This is a genomic window from Streptomyces sp. NPDC001137, from assembly GCF_040298885.1.
In the GTDB taxonomy this organism is placed as follows: Bacteria; Actinomycetota; Actinomycetes; order Streptomycetales; family Streptomycetaceae; genus Streptomyces.
Genome location: NZ_JBEPBA010000039.1, coordinates 40,758 through 65,493 on the forward strand (window position 1 = coordinate 40,758; position 24,736 = coordinate 65,493).

22 protein-coding genes are annotated in these 24,736 nt (G+C 70.3%); 12 read left to right on the forward strand and 10 right to left on the reverse strand.

The genetic code is table 11. The features are described from left to right. The first annotated feature begins 249 nt into the window (after window positions 1–249). The 4 genes from ABT254_RS43510 (at window position 250) to ABT254_RS43525 (ending at window position 5,874) form a co-directional block, all read left to right on the forward strand. Window positions 250–924 (forward strand): thioredoxin-like domain-containing protein, encoded by a 675-nt coding sequence (locus ABT254_RS43510; RefSeq protein WP_351483249.1) that lies wholly within the window; start codon window positions 250–252, stop codon window positions 922–924. Between the two features lies 1 nt (window position 925). Further along, window positions 926–1,558: a DUF305 domain-containing protein gene (locus tag ABT254_RS43515; RefSeq protein WP_351483250.1), complete on the forward strand. Its 633-nt coding sequence runs from the start codon at window positions 926–928 to the stop codon at window positions 1,556–1,558. A gap of 213 nt (window positions 1,559–1,771) precedes the next feature. Further along, window positions 1,772–3,712 carry a S53 family peptidase gene (locus ABT254_RS43520; protein ID WP_351483251.1) on the forward strand — a complete coding sequence of 647 codons (1,941 nt, stop codon included), beginning with the start codon at window positions 1,772–1,774 and terminating at the stop codon, window positions 3,710–3,712. Window positions 3,713–3,837: 125 nt separating this feature from the next. Further along, the gene (locus ABT254_RS43525) at window positions 3,838–5,874 is read left to right on the forward strand and encodes an NAD(+) synthase (protein ID WP_351483252.1); all 2,037 of its coding nucleotides are present in this window, start codon (window positions 3,838–3,840) and stop codon (window positions 5,872–5,874) included. A 124-nt stretch (window positions 5,875–5,998) separates the two neighbouring features. Here ABT254_RS43525 and ABT254_RS43530 read toward each other — a convergent pair whose 3' ends face one another. Further along, a complete protein-coding gene (locus ABT254_RS43530; protein WP_450752890.1) occupies window positions 5,999–6,190 on the reverse strand; it encodes a DUF397 domain-containing protein in 192 nt (63 codons plus the stop codon). Then, window positions 6,183–7,046 carry a helix-turn-helix domain-containing protein gene (locus tag ABT254_RS43535; RefSeq protein WP_351483254.1) on the reverse strand — a complete coding sequence of 288 codons (864 nt, stop codon included), beginning with the start codon at window positions 7,044–7,046 and terminating at the stop codon, window positions 6,183–6,185. Before ABT254_RS43535 ends, ABT254_RS43530 begins: the two co-directional genes overlap by 8 nt. Before the next feature lie 116 nt (window positions 7,047–7,162). Here ABT254_RS43535 and ABT254_RS43540 point away from each other — a divergent pair, with 116 nt between their 5' ends. From ABT254_RS43540 to ABT254_RS43550, 3 genes are all read left to right on the forward strand, one after another. Continuing rightward, window positions 7,163–7,393, forward strand: a complete 231-nt coding sequence (locus ABT254_RS43540; RefSeq protein WP_351483255.1) for a hypothetical protein — start codon at window positions 7,163–7,165, stop codon at window positions 7,391–7,393. Then, on the forward strand, window positions 7,390–7,800 hold the full coding sequence (locus tag ABT254_RS43545) for an ATP-binding protein (RefSeq protein WP_351483256.1): 411 nt from the start codon (window positions 7,390–7,392) through the stop codon (window positions 7,798–7,800). The genes ABT254_RS43540 and ABT254_RS43545 overlap by 4 nt, the downstream gene beginning before the upstream one ends. 477 nt (window positions 7,801–8,277) lie before the next feature. Further along, window positions 8,278–8,850 (forward strand): hypothetical protein, encoded by a 573-nt coding sequence (locus tag ABT254_RS43550; RefSeq protein WP_351483257.1) that lies wholly within the window; start codon window positions 8,278–8,280, stop codon window positions 8,848–8,850. A gap of 209 nt (window positions 8,851–9,059) precedes the next feature. On the opposite strand, the gene ABT254_RS43555 is transcribed toward ABT254_RS43550, so the two are convergent. From ABT254_RS43555 to ABT254_RS43570, 4 genes are all read right to left on the reverse strand, one after another. After that, complete coding sequence (locus tag ABT254_RS43555; RefSeq protein ID WP_351483258.1) at window positions 9,060–10,280, reverse strand: MFS transporter; 1,221 nt, start codon at window positions 10,278–10,280, stop codon at window positions 9,060–9,062. A gap of 97 nt (window positions 10,281–10,377) precedes the next feature. Next, window positions 10,378–11,337: an endonuclease/exonuclease/phosphatase family protein gene (locus ABT254_RS43560; protein WP_450752903.1), complete on the reverse strand. Its 960-nt coding sequence runs from the start codon at window positions 11,335–11,337 to the stop codon at window positions 10,378–10,380. A 277-nt stretch (window positions 11,338–11,614) separates the two neighbouring features. Next, complete coding sequence (locus ABT254_RS43565; protein WP_351483260.1) at window positions 11,615–12,274, reverse strand: TetR/AcrR family transcriptional regulator; 660 nt, start codon at window positions 12,272–12,274, stop codon at window positions 11,615–11,617. A 60-nt stretch (window positions 12,275–12,334) separates the two neighbouring features. Further along, window positions 12,335–13,924: an MFS transporter gene (locus ABT254_RS43570; RefSeq protein ID WP_351483261.1), complete on the reverse strand. Its 1,590-nt coding sequence runs from the start codon at window positions 13,922–13,924 to the stop codon at window positions 12,335–12,337. A gap of 191 nt (window positions 13,925–14,115) precedes the next feature. On the opposite strand from ABT254_RS43570, the gene panB reads away from it, so the two are divergent. The 3 genes from panB (at window position 14,116) to ABT254_RS43585 (ending at window position 17,126) form a co-directional block, all read left to right on the forward strand. Next, complete coding sequence (panB, locus tag ABT254_RS43575; protein WP_351483262.1) at window positions 14,116–14,991, forward strand: 3-methyl-2-oxobutanoate hydroxymethyltransferase; 876 nt, start codon at window positions 14,116–14,118, stop codon at window positions 14,989–14,991. A gap of 288 nt (window positions 14,992–15,279) precedes the next feature. Further along, window positions 15,280–16,305 carry an ATP-binding cassette domain-containing protein gene (locus ABT254_RS43580; RefSeq protein WP_351483263.1) on the forward strand — a complete coding sequence of 342 codons (1,026 nt, stop codon included), beginning with the start codon at window positions 15,280–15,282 and terminating at the stop codon, window positions 16,303–16,305. Then, window positions 16,302–17,126 carry an ABC transporter permease gene (locus tag ABT254_RS43585; RefSeq protein ID WP_351483264.1) on the forward strand — a complete coding sequence of 275 codons (825 nt, stop codon included), beginning with the start codon at window positions 16,302–16,304 and terminating at the stop codon, window positions 17,124–17,126. The genes ABT254_RS43580 and ABT254_RS43585 overlap by 4 nt, the downstream gene beginning before the upstream one ends. A 27-nt stretch (window positions 17,127–17,153) precedes the next feature. Here the strand turns inward: ABT254_RS43585 and ABT254_RS43590 are convergent, their stop codons facing one another. Then, on the reverse strand, window positions 17,154–20,867 hold the full coding sequence (locus ABT254_RS43590; RefSeq protein ID WP_351483265.1) for an AfsR/SARP family transcriptional regulator: 3,714 nt from the start codon (window positions 20,865–20,867) through the stop codon (window positions 17,154–17,156). 216 nt (window positions 20,868–21,083) lie between these two features. On the opposite strand from ABT254_RS43590, the gene ABT254_RS43595 reads away from it, so the two are divergent. Next, on the forward strand, window positions 21,084–21,884 hold the full coding sequence (locus tag ABT254_RS43595; protein ID WP_351483266.1) for a site-2 protease family protein: 801 nt from the start codon (window positions 21,084–21,086) through the stop codon (window positions 21,882–21,884). Here the strand turns inward: ABT254_RS43595 and ABT254_RS43600 are convergent. From ABT254_RS43600 to ABT254_RS43610, 3 genes are all read right to left on the reverse strand, one after another. After that, window positions 21,874–22,062 (reverse strand): hypothetical protein, encoded by a 189-nt coding sequence (locus ABT254_RS43600; RefSeq protein WP_351483267.1) that lies wholly within the window; start codon window positions 22,060–22,062, stop codon window positions 21,874–21,876. The genes ABT254_RS43595 and ABT254_RS43600 overlap by 11 nt on opposite strands. 62 nt (window positions 22,063–22,124) lie before the next feature. Continuing rightward, window positions 22,125–22,841: an NADPH-dependent F420 reductase gene (npdG, locus tag ABT254_RS43605; RefSeq protein WP_351483268.1), complete on the reverse strand. Its 717-nt coding sequence runs from the start codon at window positions 22,839–22,841 to the stop codon at window positions 22,125–22,127. A gap of 37 nt (window positions 22,842–22,878) precedes the next feature. Then, window positions 22,879–23,952: a sialidase family protein gene (locus tag ABT254_RS43610; protein ID WP_351483269.1), complete on the reverse strand. Its 1,074-nt coding sequence runs from the start codon at window positions 23,950–23,952 to the stop codon at window positions 22,879–22,881. Window positions 23,953–24,031: 79 nt separating this feature from the next. Between ABT254_RS43610 and ABT254_RS43615 the strand changes: the two genes are divergently transcribed. Continuing rightward, window positions 24,032–24,634, forward strand: a complete 603-nt coding sequence (locus ABT254_RS43615) for a hypothetical protein (protein WP_351483270.1) — start codon at window positions 24,032–24,034, stop codon at window positions 24,632–24,634. The last annotated feature ends 102 nt before the right edge of the window (window positions 24,635–24,736 follow it).

Genomic DNA, 24,736 nt, shown 5'->3' on the forward strand with positions numbered 1-24,736 from the left:
CGACCATGATCGGCCGGCCGACCGCGGTCTGAACGCCTCACCAACGGCGGGTGTACTGCTCACCGCCCATCTTGCCTGCTCGGACCGACATCCGTAATGGGAGGCCCCGCAGAAGGCAATGAGCGCCCGAGCGGGACCCGGCTTCCCCTTGCCCCGTCTGCAAAACATCACTGGTCTCCCACTACGATCAGGCGACCCGATCGACATTTTTTCCCACTCCCCACCCGATTCCCCCAGAAGGACACTGCGATGGCCACCGCCAAGAAGAGCAGCAGCGCGGCACGCAAGGCGCGAATAGAGGAGATGCGGCGTGCCGAGCAGGCCCGCGAGCGGCGCAACCGGATCCTGACGATCGGCGCGAGCGTGCTGGTCGTCGCCGCTCTGGTGGTCGGCGGTGTCTTCATCGTGAAGTCGCAGGACGGCAAGAAGGACGACAAGGCGAGCGACACGACGTCCTCGGGCGACGGCAAGGGGCACTTCGTCACCGGCAAGGACGGCGTGCGCACCTGGACGGGCAAGCTGGCCCGCAACCACGTCGCCGGGACCGTCAGCTACCCGATGCACCCGCCGGTCGGCGGCAACCACAACCAGGTGTGGCTCAACTGCAACGGCGACGTCTACACGAAGGCCGTGCACGACGAGAACGCCGTGCACGCCCTGGAGCACGGCGCGGTCTGGGTGACGTACACCGACAAGGCGAAGAAGTCCGACGTGGACAAACTGGCGGCGAAGGTGAAGCAGACGCCGTACTCGCTGATGAGCCCGTACCAGAACCAGTCCTCGCCGATCGAGCTGTCGGCGTGGGGGCACCAGCTGAGCGTGACGAGCGCCGACGACCCGAAGGTCGCCAAGTTCTTCGAGACGTATGTGCAGGGCAAGCAGACCCCGGAGCCGGGTGCCTCCTGCACCGGCGGGACGATGTGACATGAAGAAGCACATCGGCTGGATCGCGGGGGCCGCGGCGGCCGCGCTCGTCGCCGCGGGCGCGATCACCTACGCGGTCGCCGAGGACGGCGGGTCGGACACGGGCGTGAGCACGCCCACCGCCGAGTCCGCGGACGCCGGGTTCGCGCGGGACATGGCGGTGCATCACCAGCAGGCCGTCGAGATGTCGTACATCGTGCGCGACCGGACGAAGAACGCGGAGGTGCGGCGGCTCGCCTACGACATCGCGCAGACCCAGGCCAACCAGCGCGGCATGCTGCTGGGCTGGCTGGACCTGTGGGGGCTGCCGAAGGTGTCGGCGAAGCCGCCCATGTCGTGGATGGGCATGGGCGACATGCCCGAGCGCGGCGACGGCTCGCTGATGCCCGGCATGGCGACGGACACCGAGATGAAGAAGCTCGGCACCCTCAACGGCAAGCAGGCAGAGGTCTTCTATCTCCAGCTCATGACGGCCCATCACAAGGGCGGTATCCACATGGCCGAGGGCTGTGTCGCCAAGTGCGAGGTCGGGGTGGAGAAGAGCCTTGCGCAGGGCATGGTCGACGCCCAGCAGTCGGAGATCGAGCTGATGGCGGGCATGCTCAAGGAGCGCGGGGCGAAAGCGCGTTCATAACCCTCCAGCGGGAACGAAAGCCCCAAATCACCCCGGATGACGGTTCCTTGGGTTTCTCTTGGCTTGCGCATTCCCCTGGCATGAACGGTTCATCGAAAGAGTGGCCCCCATCGCTTGATCCAATGCCCGCGCCTCCGCCGCGGAGCGGGATATCTACGCGGATCACAGCGACGACCAACCACACATGCGAAGAACCGCATCGCAGGGGGTTCCATGAGATCCAACCGCGCCAAACTGCGCGCCGTGAGCATGGCAGCAACGCTGCCCATGGTCGCGGGTGCGCTGGCGCTCGGCATACCCGCGGCGCACGCCGCGGACAACCCCGGCCGGGACGCACTCGCGGGCACCAAGCCCGCGTGGGCGACGGCCAGGGCGGACAAGGGCGACACCTCGAACGGCGCCCAGGTCTCCCTCCGGGTCTACCTGGCCGGCAAGGACGCGGCGGGCCTCGCCGAGTACGCGAAGGCCGTGTCCGACCCGAGCTCGGCCTCGTACGGCAAGTACCTGAGCGCCAAGAAGGCCCAGGCCCGATTCGGCGCGACCAAGGCCCAGGTGGCCGCGGTCAAGTCGTGGCTGAGGTCCGCGGGCCTGAAGGTCACGGGCGTCACGCAGCACTACGTCTCCGTCACCGGTGACGTGGCCGCCGCCGAGAAGGCGTTCGGCACCCAGCTGCACAACTACACCAAGGGCTCGAAGACCTACCGGGCGCCGGCCAAGGCCGCCTCCGTCCCGGACAGTCTCAAGGGCGCCGTCCTGACCGTCACCGGCCTGGACAACGCGCCGCACAAGTCGACCCACGACGACCAGCTGCCGCCGCCGGAGACCGTGTTCCGCAACTCCGGGCCGTTCTCGTCGTACTTCGGCTCGAACATCGCGAGCACGCTGCCCGACGCCTACGGTTCGAAGGTCCCGTACGCGATCAAGGGCTACACCGGCAAGCAGCTGCGCGCCGCCTACGGTGCGGGCAGCTACACCGGCAAGGGCGTCAAGGTCGCCATCACCGACGCCTACGCCTCGCCGTCCATCGCGTTCGACGCGCAGACGTACGCCGGCAAGCACGGCGACGCCAAGTGGGCGACCGGGCAGCTGCACCAGGTGCTGCCGAAGAAGTACACGAACACCAAGGACTGCTCCGCCGCCGGCTGGTACGGCGAGGAGACCCTGGACGTCGAGGCCGTGCACGCGGTCGCGCCGGCCGCGGACGTCACCTACGTGGGCGCCGCGTCCTGCATGGACGACGACCTGCTGGACTCGCTGAGCAAGGTGGTCGACAACCACCTCGCCGACATCGTCTCCAACTCGTGGGGCGACATCGAGGCCAACCAGACGCCGGACCTCGCGGCCGCCTACGACCAGGTGTTCCAGTTCGGCGCGGTCGAGGGCATCGGCTTCTACTTCTCCTCCGGTGACAACGGCGACGAGGTCGCCAACACCGGTACGAAGCAGGTCGACACCCCGGCCAACTCGGCCTGGGTGACGGCGGTCGGCGGTACCTCGCTGGCGGTCGGCAAGGGCAACACGTACCAGTGGGAGACCGGCTGGGGCACCCAGAAGGCTCTGCTGTCCGCGGACGGCAAGAGCTGGACCAACTTCCCCGGCGCGTTCACCTCGGGCGCGGGCGGCGGCACCAGCAAGACGGTCGCCGAGCCGTACTACCAGAAGGGCGTCGTCCCGAACGCGCTCGCCACGGCCAACAGCGCCGACGGCAACCGCGTCGTTCCGGACATCGCGGCGATCGCCGACCCGAACACCGGCTTCCTGGTCGGCCAGACCCAGACCCTGCCGGACGGGAAGACCCAGGCGTACGACGAGTACCGCATCGGCGGCACCTCGCTCGCCGCTCCGGTCATCGCGGCCGTCCAGGCCCTGGCCCAGGAGGCGCACGGCGGCAAGGCGCTCGGTTTCGCCAACCCGGAGATCTACGCCCGGTACGGCAAGAGCGTGTTCCACGACGTGACCGACAACCCGACGGGCTCCGGCCTGGCGGAGGCACGCGTGGACTTCGCCAACGGCTATGACGCCACCGGTGGTCTGATCACCTCGGTCCGCAGCCTCGGCAAGGACAGCTCGCTGAAGGCCGTGAAGGGCTACGACGACGTCACCGGCGTGGGCTCGCCCGCGAACGGCTACGTCGAGTCGTACAAGGGTCACTGAGGCACCGCCGGTAACGGCAACCTGAGGGGCGCGGGATGTGGTCATCCCGCGCCCCTTCGGCGTGCGTGGGGTGACGCACACCCCGCCCCCAGCGATCGCGTCGCTCTGACGATTACACTGGGCGCGTGCCTGAATTGAACTTCTGGTCGATCTATCAGCACGGCTTCGCCCGCGTCGCCGCGTGTACGGGCCACACCGTCATCGCCGAGCCGCGTGCCAACGCCGCAGCGGTCCTGCGCCATGCCCGCCGGTGCGCCGAGGAGGGGGTCGCGGTCGCCGTCTTCCCGGAGATGGTGCTGTGCGGCTACTCCATCGAGGACCTGCTGCTTCAGGACGCCCTGCTCGACCAGGTCGAGCAGGCGCTCGGGGAGGTGGTGACCGGGTCGGTGGACCTGCTGCCGCTGCTGGTCGTCGGCGCCCCGCTGCGCCACCGCAACCGGGTCTACAACTGCGCGGTGATCGTGCACCGCGGCCGGGTCCTGGGTGTCGTACCGAAGTCGTATCCGCCGAACTACCGGGAGTTCTACGAGCGCCGGCAGATCGCCGACGGCGCCGACGAGCGCGGCGGGTCGATCCGCGTCGGCGGCGAGGAGGTCCCCTTCGGCGTGGACCTGCTGTTCGCGGCCCAGGACGTCCCCGGGCTGGTGCTGCACGCGGAGATCTGCGAGGACATGTGGGTGCCGGTGCCGCCGAGCGCGGAGGCGGCCCTCGCCGGTGCGACCGTCCTGGTCAACCTCTCGGGCAGTCCGATCACGGTCGGGCGGGCCGAGGACCGCAAGCTGCTGTGCCGCTCGGCGTCCTCCCGCTGCCTCGCCGCGTACGTCTACGCGGCGGCCGGGCTCGGCGAGTCGACCACCGACCTGTCCTGGGACGGCCAGGCCATGGTCTACGAGAACGGCCTGCTGCTGGCGGAGACCGAACGCTTCCCGCTCGGCGACGAGTACGCGATCGCCGACGTCGACCTCGACCTGCTGCGCCAGGAGCGGCAGCGGATGGGCACGTTCGACGACAACCGCCGTACGCACCGGGCACGGACAGCCGACTTCCGCACGGTCGGCTTCGAGCTCGATCCGCCGCAGACCGACCTGGGGCTGCGCCGCCGCCTGGAGCGCTTCCCGTTCGTGCCGGCCGACGCGGAGCGGCTCGCGCAGGACTGCTACGAGGCGTACAACATCCAGGTGGCGGGCCTCCAGCAGCGCCTCGCCTCGATCGGCGGCCCGAAGGTGGTCATCGGGGTCTCCGGCGGCCTGGACTCCACCCATGCGCTGATCGTCGCCGCGCGGGCGATGGACCGCGCGGGGCGTCCGCGCAGCGACATCCTGGCCTGGACGCTGCCCGGCTTCGCCACCAGCGACCACACCAAGGACAACGCGCACGCGCTGATGCGCTCTCTCGGGGTCACGGCGGCCGAGCTGGACATCACACCGACGGCGCGGCTGATGCTCCAGGAGATGGGGCACCCGTTCGCCTCGGGTGAGCCGGTGTACGACGTCACCTTCGAGAACGTGCAGGCGGGCCTGCGCACCGACTACCTGTTCCGCCTGGCGAACCAGCGCGGTGGCATCGTGCTCGGCACCGGTGATCTGTCGGAGCTGGCGCTCGGCTGGTCCACGTACGGCGTGGGCGACCAGATGAGCCACTACAACGTCAACGGCGGGGTGCCGAAAACCCTGATCCAGCACCTCATCCGCTGGGTCATCAGCAGCGGGCAGTTCGACGAGGAGACAGGGAAGATCCTCGCCGCGATCCTCGACACCGAGATCAGCCCGGAGCTGGTGCCGGGTGAGGAGATGCAGTCGACCGAGTCGAAGATCGGGCCGTACGCGCTGCACGACTTCACACTCTTCCATGTCCTGCGGTACGGCTTCCGGCCGTCGAAGATCGCCTTCCTGGCCTGGCACGCCTGGCACGACGCGGACACGGGCGGCTGGCCGCCGGGCTTCCCCGACGCCAAGCGGGTGGCGTACGACCTGCCGGAGATCCGGCACTGGCTGGAGGTCTTCTGCCGCCGCTTCTTCGCCTTCGCCCAGTTCAAGCGCTCGGCGATGCCGAACGGACCGAAGGTGTCGGCGGGGGGTTCGCTGTCTCCGCGGGGGGATTGGCGGGCGCCGTCGGACAGTTCGGCGACGGTGTGGCTGCGGGATCTTTCGCGGTTCGATTAACGGGTCGGCCCGGTGCGGGTGGTAGCCCGGTGCGGGTGAGTGGGGGCGGGCGGCCCTGGGGGCTGCGCCCCCAGACCCCCATCGGCCTTCGGCCTCGTCCTCAAACGCCGGACGGGCTGAACATTCACATGCCGGGTTCTGACTTGAGCGAGGCGACGAAGGGCACCCAGGCGGCGGCGGTGAGGATGAGGGCGGGACCTTGGGGGGCCTTGGAGTCGCGGACGGGGACGAGGCCGGGGATGTTGTGGGCGACTTCGACGCAGTCGCCGCCGCTTGCGTTGCTGTAGCTGCTCTTGAGCCAGAGCGTTTCACTCAAGTCGATCCGGGCGCTTGCCATTTCGATAGTCCTCTGCCGCAGCTTTGATCATGTCCAGGGACGCCTCAGGTGACAGCGCGACGGCCCGGAGCCGATCGTACGACTTGCGGTAGTCCCCCACGAGAGCTGGATCATCGATGGTGTCACCACTGTGCAGGGCCTCCGTGTAGAACAGCGGCGGGGCATCGGCGAAGGTCATGATCTTCGCCGAGCCAGTCATGAACGGGTGCGCCACGCACTTCCGCAACAGAACCTGCGAAGTGATCCGGCGGCGCTCTGCCAACTCGACGATTCGGTCGAGCTGTTCCGCCATGCCCTGGGGTGCCAGGAGCGGGTCGGTGATCAGCGACTCGTGCAGGATCACCCAGTACTCAGGGGTGTGGTGGTCCGCCTCGAAGAGGTCGGCGCGCGCCATCCGGGCGCTGACCTTCTCCTCCACCTCGGTGTCGGCGGACAGCGGGAGGCCCGCCAGGATGACGGCCCGAGCGTAGGCGGGCGTCTGGAGCAGCCCGGGGAAGAGCATCGGGCACCACTCCTCGATGGTCAGGGCGTGCTTCTCCGCGTCCAGGACCTTCTCGAAATACTCGGCGTGACCGGCGCGCCGTGCCTTCCGCACATCCTCGCAGTTCCGCTCGAAGAAGCCATCGGTGTTCAGCTTTTGGTCCGCATGCCGGGCCAGATCCAACGGCATGCGGCGCTCGCCTCGCTCGATGTCGCTGAGGTACGTCTTGCCGTAGAAGCTGCCTTCGAGGAAGGCCTCCAACGACATCCCCGCAGCTTCCCTCTTCCACCGCAACTCCTTGCCGTAGAAGGTCGGGACGCTCATCGAGCCGTCAATGTCCTTGCGTCGCACCATCGTTCACCTTCCGCTGTCCCGCTCGCGAACGCGAAACCCCTTTCACGGTAGCGATCTCAACGACAACCTGTGAGGAGTTCGTCACACAACGCACAGGAAGAGGAAGGCCCCACCCCATGCCCGACCACTCCCCCACGGCCTCGGCCTACGACGTGACCCTCTGCGTGGAGGAACTCCGCACCGCGCTCGCCCTGCACGGCATCACGTTGCCCTCCCTGCGCGTGGACCTCCCGAGCTTCGCCGGTACGCACACACCGCCCGCCGGCCTCATCGCACTCGGGAACTGCAACACCGCGACGGCCCACGCACTGGTCGCCGCTCTCCGGAAGACGGCAGCCGGGCAGTGACGTTCGAACTCGAGCTGCTCGCCGCCCCGAAGGCCGTACCGGAACTGCGCCACCACCTCCGCGCACACGACTTCGAAGTCCGCTTGTGCGCAACGGAGTTGCTGACGAAGGTGATCGACCACCTCGGCGAGGGGACCCCGGTGACGGTCCGCGTCACCGGCACACCCGGCGGGCACACCCGCATCGAGGTCACCGACCCCGACCCACGCGCTTTGCCGGTCCTCCTGTCCGCCACCGGCACGGCCGAGTCGGGCCGGGGCCTGGCCCTGGTCGACCAACTCTCCCTGCGTTGGGGCGTGGATCAGGGAGCGGACCGCAAAACGGTCTGGTGCGAACTGGCCGAAAGGCTCGCGCCACCGCCCTCGTCACACGAAAATGAACACTTATACGAGAGCACTTGTGCCTAGAGTGTCGACGCGCACCTGCGGAGCCTGACCACTCCGTACGCGCACATCAGTCAGCGACCGCAACAGGGGGTGGACCCTTGCGCTCCAGGCCATCGAGATCCCGCGATTTCCGTTGAGCGAAACCGTCCTCTACACCATTCCGTCTGACCCGTGCCGGCAGCCCGATCAAGCGGCCATCAGCCGTGCAGTCACGCTTGTGGAGGAGCTGTGCCCTGACCCGCTGGGACCCATCGAAGTGAAACGGAGCGATCTTCCGCAGTTCATCAATAGTGCCGGCCTGGAGTCCCTGTCGTGTCCTCGATGTGGAACTCAGTTGGACTTCCAGGGGTGGTGGATGGCCAGGATGGCAGAGGCATACCAGGGCAGCAGCGTCTCAAGCCTTGCCGTGACGACTCCCTGTTGCGATACCGACACCACACTGAATGACCTTGTATATGACGTTCCTCAACCGGTCCGGCAGATCTGGTCCCGTATCTGATGAAGCCCGACCGTGTCATCGAGACGGCGAGGGGCTTCTTGTCGGTCCACACTGCGACCGAGAGGCGTCTGTTCCGGCTGCGTGTCGACATTATCGGGTTCGCCGAAGGGGTTCCCGGGTTCGCCTGGGAAATCGGCTCGACGGACGACCTCGGATTGCTCGTGGAGGCCGTCGCTGCAAGGCGGGAAGGGATGCCGCTCGACGAGTTGAAGGCGAGATTCGAATTCCTGGAGCTTGATGAATTCGCCCGGGCGATCGAAAACGGAGAGCCTACCTCTTTGCAGTGGTCCGGCCTTCTGTCGTCCGACTTCCACCGGAGACAGTGGAGCCTTCTGCGTCGCCTCCGTGCCGATGAAGTACTGAAGAACATGTTCCCATCGATCACGCACGGTGCCGTCCGCCTGCAAGTGGATCCATTTCCGTTGCTGGACGCAACGAAGCGTCAGGTCCTGGTGCAGGAGCTGGACGGAGCGCGCTATGACGTCCGCCTCGGGGTGCCCGGAGCGGATTGGGTCGAGGTGCCGACCGATGAGCTGATCGCCTACCTTCGAGCTGCCTTGGCCCAAGAGTGATCTCGACCGATCGAGATCGCTGAGGTCGTACCCCGCCAGGGAATCCCTGGCGGGGTTTCCTCCGTGGTGTGCGAGCACCGGCCGTGCCGGAGCGCGGCATCGAACGCCAGGAGCACTTCCTCGTCAAGGAGTTGGCCTTCGCCGACGTGGCCTCGATTCCGGCGATGCTGCGTGGGCTCTGCCCGACCTGCCCAGCGGCGCCGCCGCCCTCAGCGGTGCACCGCCCCCGCCTCCCTCGGGACATGGGAAGCAACCACGCGCGCCCGCCCCCCGGCAGGGACCCCCCGACGGTCCACCGCGTACGCGACCGCAGCAACGCCCAGTCCGAGCACCGCCAGTGCCGCCCCCGCCAGCGCCGGCGAGGTGACCCCGAAGCCCGCCGCCAGGGCGACGCCCCCGATCCACGCTCCCCCGGCGTTCGCCAGGTTGAAGGCCGCCTGGTTCGCCGAGGACGCCAGGGACGGGGCCGCCGACGCCTTCTCCATGACCATCAGTTGGAGCGGGGAGCCGGTGATGAAGGCCGCCGCGCCCAGCAGGACCACCGCCAGGGCCGCGGTCCACGTCGTCGACATCAGCAGCGGGAACAGGGCCAGGACGCCCGCCAGGGAGACCAGGCCGCCGAACAGCGTCCCCCGCAGGGAGTGGTCCGCCAGGCGCCCGCCCACCAGGTTGCCCGCCGTCGCGCCGACACCGAACAGCGCCAGCAGCACGGTCACGCTGGACTCGGCGTACCCGGCGGCGCCCGTCAGCATCGGCGTGATGTAGCTGTACGCGGCGAACAGGGCGCCGAAGCCTGCCACAGTCGTACCGAGCGCCAGCCAGACCGGCAGAGACCGCAGGGCGGCCAGTTCGCCGCGCAGGCCCGCGGCCGGGGCGGCGTGGGTGTGGTCGTGCGGGATCAGCGCCGCCAGCGAGGCGATCGCCGCGAGGCCGATCGCGCTGACGCCGAGGAACGTGGCCCGCCAGCCCAGGTGCTGGCCCATCAGTGTGGCGACCGGAACACCCGCGACGTTGGCGACCGTCAGGCCGAGGAACATCAGCGAGACCGAGCGGGCCTTGCGCTCGGGGGCCACCAGGTTCGTGGCGACGACCGCGCCGACGCCGAAGAAGGCGCCGTGCGGCAGACCGCTCAGGAAACGGGCGGCGAGCAGGGAGTCGTAGCCGGGGGCGAAGGCGGAGAGCGCGTTGCCCGCCACGAACAGGGCCATCAGGCCGATCAGCACCGTGCGGCGGGACATCCGCGCGGTGACCGCGGCCAGCAGCGGGGCGCCGATGACGACGCCCAGCGCGTACGCCGAGACCAGGTGCCCGGCGGTGGGCACGGAGATGTGCAGGTCGTCCGCGACGTCGGGCAGCAGGCCCATCATCACGAACTCGGTGGTGCCGATCCCGAAAGCGCCGACGGCCAGAGCGAGCAGGGCCAGGGGCATGAAGGGGCCTGTTCCTTTCAGATCAAAGGGAGAGCGAAGTCCGTACCAGTTTAAGTTCAGTTACGGAACAAAGTCTCTCGGGCCCGGTATTCCGGGGTCAGGAACCGGTGGTGAGGCTCACACGGGCCGCGATCGGCAGATGGTCGCTCCCGGTCCTGGGCAGCGTCCACGAGGTCACCGGCTCGATGCCCTGGACCATGATCTGGTCGATCCGTGCCATCGGGAACGAGGCCGGCCAGCTGAACCCGAACCCGCTGCCCGCCGCGCCCTGCGTGGAGCGCATCTGGGAGGTGACGCCGTTGAGGGAACGGTCGTTCATCGTGCCGTTCAGGTCGCCGAGCAGCACCTTCCGCTTCAGCGGCTCATGGGCGATGGCCTCCCCCAGCGCGTTGGCGCTCTTGTCGCGCTGCCGGGCCGTGAACCCGGCCTCCAGCTTCACCCGCACGGAGGGGAGATGGGCGACGTAGAAGGCGACCTGGCCCTCGGGCGTGGTCACCGTGGCGCGCATGGCGCGCGTCCAGCCCAGCTTGATGTCGACGGCCTCGACCCCGGTCATGGGGTACTTGCTCCACAGCCCGACCGTGCCCTGCACCGAGTGGTACTTGTACGTCGACGCCAGCGCCTTCTCGTACACCGGCACCGCCGACGCGTTCAGCTCCTCCAGGGCCAGCACGTCCGCACCGGACGCCGCCACCTCACGGGCCGTGCCCGAGGGGTCGGGGTTGTCGGCGTTGACGTTGTGCGTGGCGACGGTCAGGTCGCCGCCGTCGCCGGTCTTGTCCGTCAGCAGACCGCCGAAGAGATTCAGCCATACGGCCGCGGGCAACACCACCGCGATCAGCGCGGTCGCGGACCTGCGCACCAGCGCGAGCAGGAGCAGCAGCGGCACCAGCAGGCCCAGCCAGGGCAGGAAGGTCTCGGTGAGACTGCCCAGGTTGCCGATGCGGTTGGGGATGCGGGCGTGCAGCAGCATCACCAGCGCGAGGACCACCGCGAGCGCGGCGACGACGAGGCCGCGGCGCCAGATTCTCGGGTCGTCCCGCCATCCGGAGACCATGCGGTTGAGCAGGCGCCGAAGCCGGTCTCCCCGGTGCTCGGGCCCCGAGCCGCCGTTGTCCGTCTCCGTCACATACGCCTGCTGCGCCATACCGCGTCGCCTCACTGCCTGCCGTGCAACCCGTCCGTCCCCCCTGTTCTGAAACCCTAGGGGATGATCGAGCCTGTCCCTGCCGTCGCATGACGGCCGTACGGGCACGAGGACGACGAACCCGGCGCGGGGAGTTCCGAATACGGCCCTCGAAAGCGCCCTCTGTGACGCAACGCGCACATTCGGTCTAGGTGGTTGAGGATTTGACGGACCGTGGTCCCTCGACGGGTCGTAGCCCTTCGAGAAGGGTGTCCACGATCCGCTCCGACAGTCCCTCGGAGAGGTCGGTCTCCTCCTCCACCGCCGGGCGCATGACGGTGCGCAGCAGCATGGGGCCGACGATCAGGTCGTTGACCAGTTCCAGGTCGATGTCCTCGCGGAGTTCGCCGTTCTGCTGGCCGCGGCGCAGGATCTCGATCTGCAGTCTGCGCCGCGGCCGGACGACGGAGGCGTGATAGGCGGCCCAGACCTTCGGGCTGCTCTTCATCTGGGCGAACACGTTGTGCAGGAGCACCGAGGTACGGGTCATGACGCCGCGCTGCCGCAGCTGCTCCAGGAGGGCCACCATGTCGTCGCGCATGGACGTGCCGGGCAGTTCGGGGTCGGGGGGCTCGGCGGCGCGTACGACGTCGACGAAGAGCTCCTCCTTGCCGCTCCAGCGGCGGTAGATGGTGGCCTTGCCGACGCCCGCCGTGCGGGCGATGCGCTCGATGGAGAGTTCGGCGAGCGGGACGCCGTCCTCCAGGAGTTTCAGCACGCCCTCTATGACGGCGCGTTCGACCGCCTCACTGCGGGGGCGTCCCCGGGAGGGCGCCCCGGGAGGGGCCGGACTGTCGGCGAGGCTCACTTCTGCGTCCCTTCGTCGTGCTGGAGCAATTCTCCCTGCCCCCCAGTGCGGCGGAAGACGCTATTCCGCCGCTGCCACCAACTGCTGCTCCTCCTCGCCCTCCTGACGGGCCGGCGGCTTCCCGGGCAGGAACACGAAGGCCACGAGCGCGCCGATGATCGCGACGACCGTGCCGCACAGCGCGGTGACGTGCATGGCGTGCAGGAAGGCGTCGTTGGCCGGGGTGACCAGGGCCCTGCCCTGCGGGCCCAGCTTCGCCGCGACGCCGAGGGTGGCCTCGATGGACTCGCCGGCCGTCTCCCGCAGCCCGGCCGGGAGGTGACCCAGCTTGCCCTCGATGCCGTTGCGGTACGCCGTCGACAGCACCGAGCCGAGGACCGCGATGCCGAGGGCGCCGCCGACCTGGCGGAAGGTGTTGCTCAGCGCCGACGCGGAGCCGGCCTTCTCACGCGGCAGGGACTGCATGATGACCACGCTGGTCGGGGTCATGACGTGGGCCATGCCGGCACCCATGAGGAAGAACACGACCTCCAGGACCCAGATCGGGGTGTCCGCCTCGAAGCCCGCGAACGCGGCGAGCATCCCGGCGAGCAGCAGCAGTCCGACGCCGGTGGTGACCTTGTTGCCGAACCGGTCGACGACCAGCCGGGCCCGCGGCGCGAAGATCATCTGCGCGGCGGCCAGCGGCAGCATCAGCAGACCGGACTGCAGCGGCGAGTAGCCGCGCACGCTCTGGGTGTAGAACACGGCGAAGAACGTGACGCCCATCAGCGCGAAGAAGACCAGCGCGATGGCGGCCATGGCGGCCGAGAACACCTTGTTCTTGAAGTACGTCACGTCGAGCGAGGGGTGGTCGCTGCGCTTCTCGAAGACGACGAACGCGGCGAGTACGACGAGACCGGCGGCGATGGTCGACAGCACCTGGGCGTCCCTGAAGTCGGCGAGTTCGCCGCCCTTGATGATGCCGTAGACCAGCAGGACCAGGCCCACGACGGACAGCACGACACCGATGGGGTCGAGCCGGCCCGGCCGCGGGTCGCGGGAGTCGGGGACGAGCCAGATCATCAGGGCGAGCGCGAGGAGCACGATCGGCACGTTGATCAGGAAGACCGAGCCCCACCAGAAGTGGTCGAGGAGCACACCGCCGGTGATCGGGCCGATGGCGATGGCGAGGCCGACACCGCCGGCCCAGATTCCGATGGCCTTGGGCTGCTCCTCGCGCTCGAAGACGTTCATGAGGACGGCGAGGGTGGCCGGCATGACGAAGGCCGCGCCGAGGGCCATCAGGGCGCGGTAGGCGATCAGCTGGCCGGGCGAGCCGGACTCGGCGGCGAGCGCGGAGCCGACGCCGAACACCACGAGACCGCCGAGCAGCACCTTCTTGCGGCCCACCCGGTCGCCGATGAGGCCGGCGGTGAACAGCAGCCCCGCGAAGACGAGCGTGTAGGCGTTGATCGCCCATTCCAGCTCGCTCTGGGTGGCGCCCAGCCCGGTCGGGGCCGGGGTGGAGATCGTCTTGATCGCGACGTTCAGGATCGAGTTGTCGAGCACCACGATCAGCAGGCTGAGCATCAGCACGCCGAGGATGGCCCAGCGGCGCCGGTGCACCGCCTCGGGTATCCGGGGCGCGGAAACGGGTGGAGTCGTCATGCCGTCCAGGCTAGGCGAATTCCGATACGAGACGGTGCCGTATCGTAAATCTTTTACCTGGACCTTACGCCCGCTCCCGCGTGCGGTACGTGACGGAGTTCCCTCTGGCCCTGGCTGGCACGAAGTGCCACCATGGGGGTGATCCGGGGACGCCGTCAGGGCGCCTCGAGATGACTGAAGGAGCCGTTGCAATGACGCAGCTTTCGGCTGCCCAGACTGTCCAGAACAGGTCCTCCGACGGCAGCAAGGCGCTGTATGGGGGCAAGGGCACACGCCGTATCACCGTTCGCGACATCGCCCTCGCCAAGGAACGCGGCGAGAAGTGGCCCATGCTCACCGCCTACGACGCGATGACCGCGTCCGTCTTCGACGAGGCCGGCATCCCGGTGATCCTCGTCGGCGACTCGGCGGGCAACTGCCACCTCGGGTACGAGACGACCGTGCCCGTCACCATGGACGAGATGACCATGCTGTCCGCCGCCGTCGTACGCGGGACACAGCGCGCACTGATCGTCGGCGACCTGCCCTTCGGCTCCTACCAGGAGGGTCCGGTGCAGGCGCTGCGTTCGGCGACCCGGCTGGTCAAGGACGCCGGGGTGGGTGCCGTGAAACTGGAGGGCGGGGAGCGCTCGCACGAGCAGATCCGGCTCCTTGTCGAGTCCGGTATCCCGGTCATGGCCCACATCGGTCTGACCCCGCAGTCCGTCAACGCCATGGGCTACCGGGTGCAGGGGCGCGGCGAGGAGGCGGCGCAGCAGCTGCTGCGGGACGCGAAGGCCGTGCAGGACGCGGGCGCGTTCGCGGTCGTGCTGGAGCTGGTGCCGGCGGAGCTGGCGGCCGAGGTGACGCGGGTGCTGCACATTCCTACGGTCGGGATCGGCGCCGGTCCGGAGACGGACGCACAGGTGCTGGTGTGGACGGACATGCTGGGGCTGACCTCCGGTCGGGTGCCGAAGTTCGTCAAGAAGTACGCGAACCTGCGTGAGGTCATGGGGAACGCGGTGAAGGAGTTCGCGGAGGATGTCGTCGGCGGGGTGTTCCCGTCGGAGGAGAACTCCGTCCACTAGAGCCACAGCGGCACAGAGGCAGCCCGTCGATCTTCCCCCGTCGACGGGCTGCCGTTTTGTTTCCTCGCCCCCGCCGCCCCTACCCGTCCCGACCCTGGGGGCTGCCGCCCCCAGACCCCCGCTTCGGCCTGAACGGCCTCGTCCTCAAACGCCGGACGGGCTGAAAACCGTCCCGACTCGTTCTCAAAGCGCCGGACGGGCCGGAGTGTCGGCGGTCTGTAGGCGCTGGCCAAGCCGTGTCGGTGACCTGTCGGTCGTTTGTCGGTCGGCCCTGACACCGTCATCGGCATGACGCGAATCGACAAGAACCCCAGCGACGGCGGTAGCGCCGTCACCGTGCGGGGGCTGGTCAAGCACTACGGCGAGACCAAGGCGCTGGACGGCGTGGACCTGGACGTGCGCGAGGGCACCGTGATGGGTGTGCTCGGGCCGAACGGCGCCGGCAAGACCACCCTGGTGCGGATCCTGTCCACCCTGCTCGCCCCCACCTCGGGCCGGGCGACCGTCGCCGGATACGACGTGCTGCGCCAGCCCCGGCAGCTGCGCCGGGTGATAGGCCTCACCGGGCAGTACGCCTCCGTCGACGAGAAGCTGCCCGGCTGGGAGAACCTCTACATGATCGGGCGGCTGCTCGACCTGCCCCGCAAGGAGGCACGCGCGCGTGCCGACGAGCTGCTGGAGCGGTTCTCGCTCACCGAGGCCGCCAAGCGGCCCGCGAGCACCTACTCCGGCGGTATGCGGCGGCGCCTGGACCTCGCGGCCTCGATGATCGGGCGGCCCGAGGTGCTGTTCCTCGACGAGCCGACCACCGGACTCGACCCGCGCACCCGCAACGAGGTGTGGGACGAGGTCAAGACCATGGTCGGCGAGGGCGTGACCGTGCTGCTCACCACCCAGTACATGGAGGAGGCCGAGCAGCTCGCCGACGAGCTGACCGTCGTGGACCGCGGCAAGGTCATCGCGGGCGGCGCGATCGACGAGCTGAAGGCCAAGGTGGGCGGACGGACCCTGCGGGTGCGGCCCGCGGACCCGCAGCAACTGCGGCCGCTCGCCGCCACCCTCGACGGCCTCGGCATCACCGGCCTCGCCACCACGACCGTCGACACCGAGAGCGGTTCGGTGATCGTCCCGATCCTCAGCGACGAACAGCTGACCGCCGTGGCCGGCGTGGTCCTCGCGGAGGGCATCACGATCAGCTCCATCACCACCGAACTGCCCAGCCTGGACGAGGTGTTCCTGTCCCTCACCGGCCACCGCGCCAGTGCCCCGCAGGACGCCGTACCCACCGACACCCTCGAGGAGGTCGCCGTATGAGCGCGGCAACCGCCACCGCTCCGACCGCTCCGGTCGCCGATGCGCACATCTCCCTGCGCGGCCATCTGCGCCACACCGGCGCGCTGATCCGCCGCAACCTGCTGTGGATCAAGCAGGACCCCGAGTCGATGTTCGACGCGCTGCTGATGCCGGTCATCTTCACCCTGCTGTTCGTGTACGTCTTCGGCGGCTCGATCGGTCAGGCGCTGGGCGGCGGCCAGGACGGGTACGTCCAGTACGTCATCCCCGGCATGATCGCGATGATGAGCATGTCGCTGTCCCAGGGCGTCGGCACCGGCTTCAGCCAGGACTTCAACTCCGGTGTCATGGACCGCTTCCGGTCCCTGCCTATCGGGCGCGGCTCGGTGCTGTTCGCGAAGATCTCGGTCGAGCTGGTGCGGATGCTGTTCGCCACGACCGTGCTGATGATCGTCGCCGTGCTCGTCGGATTCGACATCCACCACTGGGGCGGTCTGTTCGCCGCCGTCGGCCTGTCCGCGGTGTTCGCCTCCTCGATCATGTGGGTGTTCCTCACACTGGGCGTGGTCCTGAAGAACGCGCAGTCCGTTCAGGCGATGGGCTTCCTGGTGCTCTTCCCGCTTCAGTTCGGCTCGTCGATCTTCGCGCCGACGAACTCGATGCCGGGCTGGCTGCAGGCCTTCACCGACTACAACCCGCTGTCCACGCTCGCCGACGCGGCGCGCGGACTGATGGTGGGCGGCCCGGTCGCGCACGACCTGTGGGTGACGCTCGGCTGGTCCGTGGCGATCACGGCGGTGGCGGCGCCGTACGCGATCCACAAGTTCCGTACCAAGAGCTGACGCAGCCCGGGTGTGCCTCGGTCCGCGTCAGACCAGGGCGGCGGCCTCCTCCGCGGAGAGGCCGCCGCCCTCCGCGTGGGCGGCCTCGTAGGCCTCGTCGCCGAGGGCCGCGCGCGCCAGCCGTTCGGCCCGGGCGTACACGTCGCGCTCCATGGACGTCGCGACATGGCCGGCCGGCAGCAGGGTCCGGGCGGCACCGATGCAGCGGGCGGCGTCCCGGGCCCGGCGGCCGCCGTCGGCACCGGCGAGGCCGATCGCGGCGAGGGTCAGATACAGGGGCCGCATGTGCGGGGCGATGGCCTCGGACAGCGGGTCGCGGGCCCGTTCCAGCGCCTGCCGGGCCTTGTCCAGGGACTGCTCGTACTGGCCGTCGGCCGCCTCCACGAAGGCCTCCGAGCCGAGGATGAACGCGTCGAAGACGATGAAGTGGGCGATTCTGAACTCCTCACGCAGCAGCCGCAGTTGTTCGCGTGCCTCCGGTGTCCGGCCGGTCATGGCGAGCCGCCCGGCGAGGAACATCCGGGCGGCGGGCATGGCCTCGTTGCCCGAGCCGTCCTTCCGCCCGATCACCTCGCGCAGCAGTTGCTCGCCGCGCTCCCTCTCACCCGCCTCCAGCAGTGCGCTGCCGAGCCGGGCGCCCAGCACGGCCACCTGGGCGCGGGCGCCGAGGCGTTCGGCCTGTTCCATCGCCGCCTCGTAGTCGGCGGCGGCCGCCGCGTACTCGCCGATCCGTTCACGGGCCTCGCCGCGGGCGGACAGCGCCTCGGCGGTGCCCCACCGGTCGCCGATGCGCCGGTAGATCTCCAGCGACTCGTCGGCGTCGCGCTGCGCGTCGCCCGCCCAGTCGCTGCGGTTGGCGAGCAGGTTGGCGCGCATCTGCAGGGTGGCGGCGAGTTCCCACTCCATGCCGGGGGTGGTACGGCAGGTGGCGACGCTCGCGTCGAGGATCCCGGGCAGCCGGTCCACGCTGCCGGTCAGCATCACTGCGTAGAACCAGAGCAGACCGGGGGTACGGCAGGTCTGCGGGAGGCCGGGCTCGTAGACCTCGGTTATGGTGCGCAGTTTCTGCTTCGCCCGCGGGGACTCCCAGGCCTCCAACTCGGTGTCCATACAGGCGAGATGGGCGAGGTGGACGCCGCGCCGGGCCTCGGCGAGGAGTTCGCCGGACAGCGGGGGCCTGACGTCGGTGCAGCGCTGCCAGACCGGGGCGGCGGGCCTGGCGGGGGCGGCGAAGGGGTCGGGGCCGAGGGCCATGACCTCGGCACACCAGTTGCGGGCCTCGATGCGCGCGTCACGCATCTGCCAGTACCAGGCCAGCGACAGAATGAGGCAGAGGGCTTCCTGTTCGTCGCGCTCGGAAACGGCGTGGCGCAGGGCGGTGCGCAGGTTCTCGTACTCGCGCTCCAGCAGCTCGATCGCGGCGAGCTGGCCGGGGCCGCGCAGCAACGGGTCGGTGGTGCGGGCGAGTTCGCGGTAGTACGTCAGATGCGCGCGCTCGGTCTCCGGGCGCCGCCCGGCCTCGTCCAGGCGCTCGCCGGCGTACTCGGCGACGGTCTCGAGCAGCCGGTAGCGCATGCCTCCGCCGCCCGCGGGGGCGGCCACCACAAGGGACTTGTCGACGAGGGAACCGAGGGCTTCCAGCGCGGCGGGCCCGCAGACGGCCTCGGCGGCGGCGAGGTCACAGCCGCCCGCGAAGACGGAGAGCCGCCGCAGGACCTCCCTCTCCTCCTCGTCGAGCAGCTCCCAGGACCAGTCGACGACCGCGCGCAGGGTCTGCTGGCGGGGCAGCACGGTCCGGCTGCCGGAGGTCAGCAGCCGGAAGCGGTCGTCGAGCCGGTCGGCGATCTGGCGGGGCGTCAGCATACGGAGCCGGGCGGCGGCCAGCTCGATGGCCAGGGGCAGCCCGTCGAGCCGCCGGCAGATCTCGGCACATGCCTCGGGGTCTTCGTCGACCCGGAATCCGGGCCTGGCGGCCGCGCCCCGGTCGGCGAGCAGCCGCAGCGCGACCGGCTCGGGCAGCGGCTCCACGGGCCGCAGCAACTCCCCCGGTACGCCGAGGGGTTCACGGCTGGTGGCGAGCACCGTCAGCTCCGGGCAGCGTTCGAGCAGTTCCTCCACCAGTCGGGCGGCGGCCTCGACGACATGCTCGCAGTTGTCGAGGACGATCAGCATGCGCCGCCGTCCGCAGTGCTCGGCGAGCCGCTCGACGGGGTCGTCGTGCCGTTCGGCCCCCGCCGCCCGCATCGCCTCGGCCCCCGCGCCGTACAGCACGGTCTCCCTGGCCCCGACGGCCGTCAGCACGGCCTCCGGTACGGCGTCCGGGTCGTCGACGGGCGCCAGCTCGGCCAGCCACACCCCGTCCCGCGCCGCATACCGCACGGCCTCGGCGGCCTCCTGCGACAGCCGCGTCTTCCCCGCCCCACCGGGCCCGAGCAACGTGACGAGCCGCGCCGCGGCGAGATCACCCCGAATGGCCTCGATGTCACCCTCCCGCCCGACGAAGGAGGTGAGGCGGGCGCGGAGGTTGCCGGGGGGCTGAAGGGCGTCGGCTACGGGGGCGGCGGCCGCCGCCCCTTGGGTGCCGGGCCCCCGGCCCGACAGGCCGTCTGCCGCGGCCCCGGGCCTCGCACCGTCCGGACCTCCGCCAACAGCACCGGGCCCGTCGGCCGCCGGTGCACCGCTGTTCCACCCGCGGCCGTCCGGCGGGGCGCCGGGGTCACTCCCACGTACCCACTCGTCCCGCTCTCCCGACCGCTCACCGCCGTCCCGCCCGGAACCACCCGCCGGAACGCCGGTCACGCGGCCACGCACCCAAGAATCCGCGTCCTCCGGCGGCGACCACTCCCCCGACCCTTCACCGGCATACCGCCCAGGACCACCCGCCGGAACGCCGGTTGCACCGCCACGCGCCCCCGAATCCACGTCCTCCGGCCCCAGCGACCCGCGCGCCCCCTCACCGACACCCCGCCCCGGCCCACCGGCAGCACGGCCGGGCACGCGCGCCTCCCCGTCATCCGGGCGCAGCAACTCCCCGTATAGCGCCCTGAGTTCGTTCCCCGGGTCCGCTCCCAAGCGGTCCGCCAGCAGCCGCCGTACCTCCTCGAAGGCTGCCAGTGCCTCCGCCGTGCGGCCCGCGTCGCGCAAGGCTCGCAGGCGCAGGGCCTGGAGGGGCTCGTCGAGGGGGTGGGTGTCGCACAGGGCGGTCAGTTCGGGCAGGGACTGCTCGGCGTGGCCCAGGGCGAGGGCGGCGGTGTGGCGGGTGCGCAGGGCGTCGAGGCGGCGGGTGTCCCAGCGGGCCGCCTCCGCGGTGCGGTCGGGGAGGTCGGCCAGGGCGGGCCCGCGCCACAGGCCGAGGGCGTCGTCGAGGACCACGGCCGCCTTGGCGGGGTCACCGTCGGCGAGCGCGCGCGTGCCCTCGCCGGTCAGCCGCTCGAAACGGTGCAGGTCGACGTCGTCGGGCCGGGCGGTGAGCCGGTAGCCGCCCTCCGCGGAGGCGACGGCGTCCGCGCCGAGCGCCCGCCGCAGCCGGCCGACCAGCGCCTGCAGCGCACCCGGCGCGTCGGCGGGCGGGTCACCGCCCCACACCTCGTCGACCAGGACGCCGGCCGGCACGGTACGCCCGGCGCGCAGGGCCAGCACGGTCAACAGAGCACGCAGCCGCGCCCCGCCGACCGGGACAGGGGTGCCGTCGGGGCGGAGCGCCTGAGTGGTGCCGAGGATGCGATAGCGCACGGGGTCCATTGTCTCCGTTGACGTCGGGGGTGGTCATGGGGTTCCGGCGAGCGGCCCGGTCACGGGGGCAGCGCAACGGGCTCCGCCGGCCCCGCGCAGAACACATGCCACTCCCCCATGCCCCCACCCTTCCATGGAACCCCCGGCCCCCCGCGAGACGTTTTCCACCTGTGCCCGGTACCGTCGGGCAGTCCCACCGCGTGCACGCAGAGTCCAGGGAGTTCCATGACCACCGCCACCACCAGCCGCAGCGACAGGCGGATCAGCCCGGTCTTCCTGGGGATCCTGGCCGTCACGGCGGTCACGGGCTGGGCCACCTGGACCGGGTTCGCCGAGCAGCCGGGCGTGGCCGTGTTCCTGTTCGTGACGGCGGCCTGGATCGTCTCCCTGTGTCTGCACGAGTACGCACACGCGCGTACCGCCCTGCACAGCGGTGACATCTCGGTCGGCGCGAAGGGCTATCTCACGCTGAACCCGATGAAGTACACGCATGCGCTGCTGAGCATCGTGCTGCCGGTGCTGTTCGTGATCATGGGCGGGATCGGGCTGCCCGGCGGCGCGGTGTTCATCGAGCGCAACCGCATCCGGGGTCGCTGGCGGCACAGTCTCATCTCGGCGGCAGGACCGCTGACGAACGTCCTGTTCGCGGCCGTGTGCACCGCCCCGTTCTGGCTGCACGCGCTGGACGGTGTGCCGCGCGACTTCCAGTTCGCGCTGGCCTTCCTCGCCCTGCTCCAGGTCACGGCCGCCCTCCTGAACTTCCTGCCGGTGCCCGGCCTGGACGGCTACGGCGTCATCGAGCCCTGGCTGTCGTACAAGATCAAGCGGCAGGTGGAGCCGTTCGCGCCCTTCGGCCTGCTGTTCGTGTTCGCGCTGCTGTGGGTGCCGTCGGTCAACACGGCGTTCTTCGACGTGATCGACGCGATCCTGCGCAGCCTCGGCATCAGCGACTTCGGCACGTACTGCGGCCAGGAGCTCTACCGCTTCTGGCAGGGTACGAACGAGTTCTGCTCGGTCAGCCCGTGACGGAGGAGGACCGGCGCTCGGCCCGGCCCCGCTTCCAGTAGTACCAGCACATGTTGCTGGACAGCCCCGCCAGCAGGATCCACACGACGCCCAGCCAGCTGCCCTGTGCGAAGGAGACCACGGCCGCGGCCACGGCGAGGATGAAGACGATCAAGGCATAGATGCCAAGGCGGGGCATTACGGTCGGCTCCTGTCGGCGGGCTCGGGGACACTGCTACGGCTCCAGTGTCCCCCACGCCCTCACACGTCCGTGACGCGGAGCCCGGCGTGCGCCTTGTAGCGGCGGTTGACGGAGATCAGGTTGGCGACCAGCGACTCGACCTGGTGGGCGTTGCGCAGCCGGCCTGCGAAGATGCCGCGCATGCCCGGGATGCGCCCGGCCAGCGCCTGCACGATCTCGACGTCGGCCCGCTCCTCCCCCAGCACCATCACATCGGTGTCGATCTCGTCGATCTCGGGGTCCTGGAGGAGCACCGCCGAGAGGTGGTGGAAGGCGGCGGCGACCCGGGAGTCCGGCAGCAGGGCGGCGGCCTGTTCCGCGGCGCTGCCCTCCTCCGGCTTGATCGCGTAGGCGCCCTTCTTGTCGAAGCCGAGCGGGTTGACGCAGTCGACGACCAGCTTGCCGGCCAGTTCCTCGCGCAGCGACTCCAGGGTCTTGCCGTGGCCGTCCCACGGTACGGCGACGATGACGATGTCGCTGCGGCGAGCGGTTTCGGCGTTGTCGTGGCCCTCGACGCCGTGGCCGATCTCATCGGCGGCCGCCTGCGCACGCTCCGCCGCACGCGAGCCGATGATCACCTTCTGGCCGGCCCTGGCCAGCCGGTAGGCGAGGCCCTTGCCCTGCGGCCCGGTCCCGCCGAGGACGCCGACGACGAGCCCGGAGACGTCGGGCAGGTCCCAGGGGTCCTTGACGGGGGCCTTCGCGGGGGTCTGTGCAGCACTGTCGGTAGAGGTCATGGGCCGACTTTACGTCCGCCCCGGCCACCCCTGTCGGTCAGGTGAGCCGGGTCACGGGCAGCCGTCGCAGGACGATCCGCTCGTAGGCGCCGAAGTCCCCGGTCTCGTAGAGGATCCCGACCGTCGAGGCGTCGAGGCGGACGAGGTCGGAGTACGCGGCGGGCAGGCCGTCCATCGTGTACACCGGGCGCCAGGTCGTGCCGTTGTTCGTCGAGGCGCGGACGGTCATCAGGGCGCGGGCGTCGGGATGGGCGGGGCCGGAGAAGAGCAGCACGTCCGGGTCGCGGAGCTGGAGCAGGCTGCCCTCGCAGACCGGTCCCTCGAGGCCGGCCTGCGGCCGGAAGGGCAGGCGCAGGGTCTTGCCGCCGTCCTGGGAGTGGGCGTCGGCGCGGTTGCCGGGCGACGGGGAGTCGTTGCGGGTGTTGAAGTAGACGCTGCCGTCGGGGAGTTCGGCGGCGGTGGTCTCGTTGGCGTTGATGTAGCCGTCGGTGTTGTCGTCGACGTAACCGATGGACCAGGTCGCGCCGCGGTCGTCGCTGAGCAGGCAGTGGCCGCCGTTGTACTGGGGCTCGGTGCCGAGGTCGGTGCCGGTGGGCGGGAGGCTGTGGTTGGCGGGGACGACGATCCGGCCGCTGCCGAGCTGGAGGGCGTGGCCGGGCCCGGTGGCGTACCAGCGCCAGCCGGCCTTCTTCACCGACTTGGTGATCTCGACGGGGCTCGACCAGGTGAGGCCGTCGTCGTCGCTGTGCTGCACCCACACCCGGCGGCCGTCGGCGTCCTTGACCTTGCCGAGCCGGATCGTCTCCTCGGAGGCGGATGCGGCGTTGCGGACGTGGACGAGGAGGATGCGGCCGGTGTCGAGGACCACGGGGGCGGGGTTGCCGGCCAGGCCGGGGCCGTTGTCCGCGGCGACCTGGAGCGGGCCCCAGGTGCGGCCGCCGTCCGTGGAGCGCTTGAGCACGATGTCGATGTGCCCGTGGTCGCTCGCCGACTTCACCCGGCCCTCGCAGAAGGCGAGGAGCGTGCCCTTGGTGGTCACGACCGCCGCCGGGATCCGGTAACTCGCGTATCCCTCACGGCCGGCGCGGAAGGGAACGGTGGCTTCTGTCATCCGCGCACTGTCGCCAGGTCGGGCGAATTCGGGGTGAACGACCGGTCACGAGTGTCCGACTGGTGCAGGATGCGCAGGCATGGACGCCGTACGTGTCGCGTTGCTGCGTGAAGTGCTCGCCGGGACGGAATGGTTGGGGGCCACGCGGCGGTTCGCGGGCGCGTTGCGCGGGTCGGTGGTGTCGCACGGCGGGGGGCTGCTGCTGGTGGGCACCGAGGAGTACGAGCCGTGGCATCTGGCGGCCCATCTGGTGGACGAGGCCGCGTGGTCGGGGACTCCGGAGCTGGCCCCGACCCTGGTACGGCACGGGGCGCGGCCCTCGGATCCGGCGCATCTGGCGGTGGGGCTCGGGCGGTTGGCGGCGGCTCGGCGGGGGGAGACGCTGCTGGTGGTTTCGCCCGGGGGGCCTCAGGGGCCGCTGCTGGAGCGGGTGTCCGACGTGCGGCGGGCCGGGGCGACGGTGTTGGCGCTCGGGTCGGGGGAGGGTGAGCTTGCCTCTCTGGCTCATGAGTCGCTGGCTGTCCCGGAAGGGTCCGAGCTGGATCTGGACACGGTGCAGCACCTGGTGAGTGCGGCGGCCGGCGAGAACGCCCTGCCGGCGCCACGGGGGAACCGCCGCCTGAGGGACCGCCTCTACCGCCTGGCGGAACAGCTGACGGCTCCGCCACCGGCCCGCTGGTGAACTTGTTTCGCCCCCGCCGCCCCTTCCCGTCCCGACCCGGGGGCCAGCCCCCGGACCCCCGCTCCTCAAACGCCGGAGGGGCTGGATTTTGCCGGGCGGGCT

Coding starts and splice junctions, on each gene's coding strand:
- ABT254_RS43600 (WP_351483267.1), bottom strand. CDS start 22,062: ATGCCCCGCCTTGGCATCTATGCCTTGATCGTCTTCATCCTCGCCGTG.
- ABT254_RS43520 (WP_351483251.1), top strand. CDS start 1,772: ATGAGATCCAACCGCGCCAAACTGCGCGCCGTGAGCATGGCAGCAACG.
- npdG (WP_351483268.1), bottom strand. CDS start 22,841: ATGACCTCTACCGACAGTGCTGCACAGACCCCCGCGAAGGCCCCCGTC.
- ABT254_RS43570 (WP_351483261.1), bottom strand. CDS start 13,924: ATGACGACTCCACCCGTTTCCGCGCCCCGGATACCCGAGGCGGTGCAC.
- ABT254_RS43535 (WP_351483254.1), bottom strand. CDS start 7,046: ATGGTGCGACGCAAGGACATTGACGGCTCGATGAGCGTCCCGACCTTC.
- ABT254_RS43550 (WP_351483257.1), top strand. CDS start 8,278: ATGAAGCCCGACCGTGTCATCGAGACGGCGAGGGGCTTCTTGTCGGTC.
- ABT254_RS43580 (WP_351483263.1), top strand. CDS start 15,280: ATGACGCGAATCGACAAGAACCCCAGCGACGGCGGTAGCGCCGTCACC.
- ABT254_RS43590 (WP_351483265.1), bottom strand. CDS start 20,867: ATGGACCCCGTGCGCTATCGCATCCTCGGCACCACTCAGGCGCTCCGC.
- ABT254_RS43555 (WP_351483258.1), bottom strand. CDS start 10,280: ATGCCCCTGGCCCTGCTCGCTCTGGCCGTCGGCGCTTTCGGGATCGGC.
- ABT254_RS43610 (WP_351483269.1), bottom strand. CDS start 23,952: ATGACAGAAGCCACCGTTCCCTTCCGCGCCGGCCGTGAGGGATACGCG.
- ABT254_RS43585 (WP_351483264.1), top strand. CDS start 16,302: ATGAGCGCGGCAACCGCCACCGCTCCGACCGCTCCGGTCGCCGATGCG.
- ABT254_RS43560 (WP_450752903.1), bottom strand. CDS start 11,337: ATGGTCTCCGGATGGCGGGACGACCCGAGAATCTGGCGCCGCGGCCTC.
- panB (WP_351483262.1), top strand. CDS start 14,116: ATGACGCAGCTTTCGGCTGCCCAGACTGTCCAGAACAGGTCCTCCGAC.
- ABT254_RS43515 (WP_351483250.1), top strand. CDS start 926: ATGAAGAAGCACATCGGCTGGATCGCGGGGGCCGCGGCGGCCGCGCTC.
- ABT254_RS43510 (WP_351483249.1), top strand. CDS start 250: ATGGCCACCGCCAAGAAGAGCAGCAGCGCGGCACGCAAGGCGCGAATA.
- ABT254_RS43540 (WP_351483255.1), top strand. CDS start 7,163: ATGCCCGACCACTCCCCCACGGCCTCGGCCTACGACGTGACCCTCTGC.
- ABT254_RS43615 (WP_351483270.1), top strand. CDS start 24,032: ATGGACGCCGTACGTGTCGCGTTGCTGCGTGAAGTGCTCGCCGGGACG.
- ABT254_RS43595 (WP_351483266.1), top strand. CDS start 21,084: ATGACCACCGCCACCACCAGCCGCAGCGACAGGCGGATCAGCCCGGTC.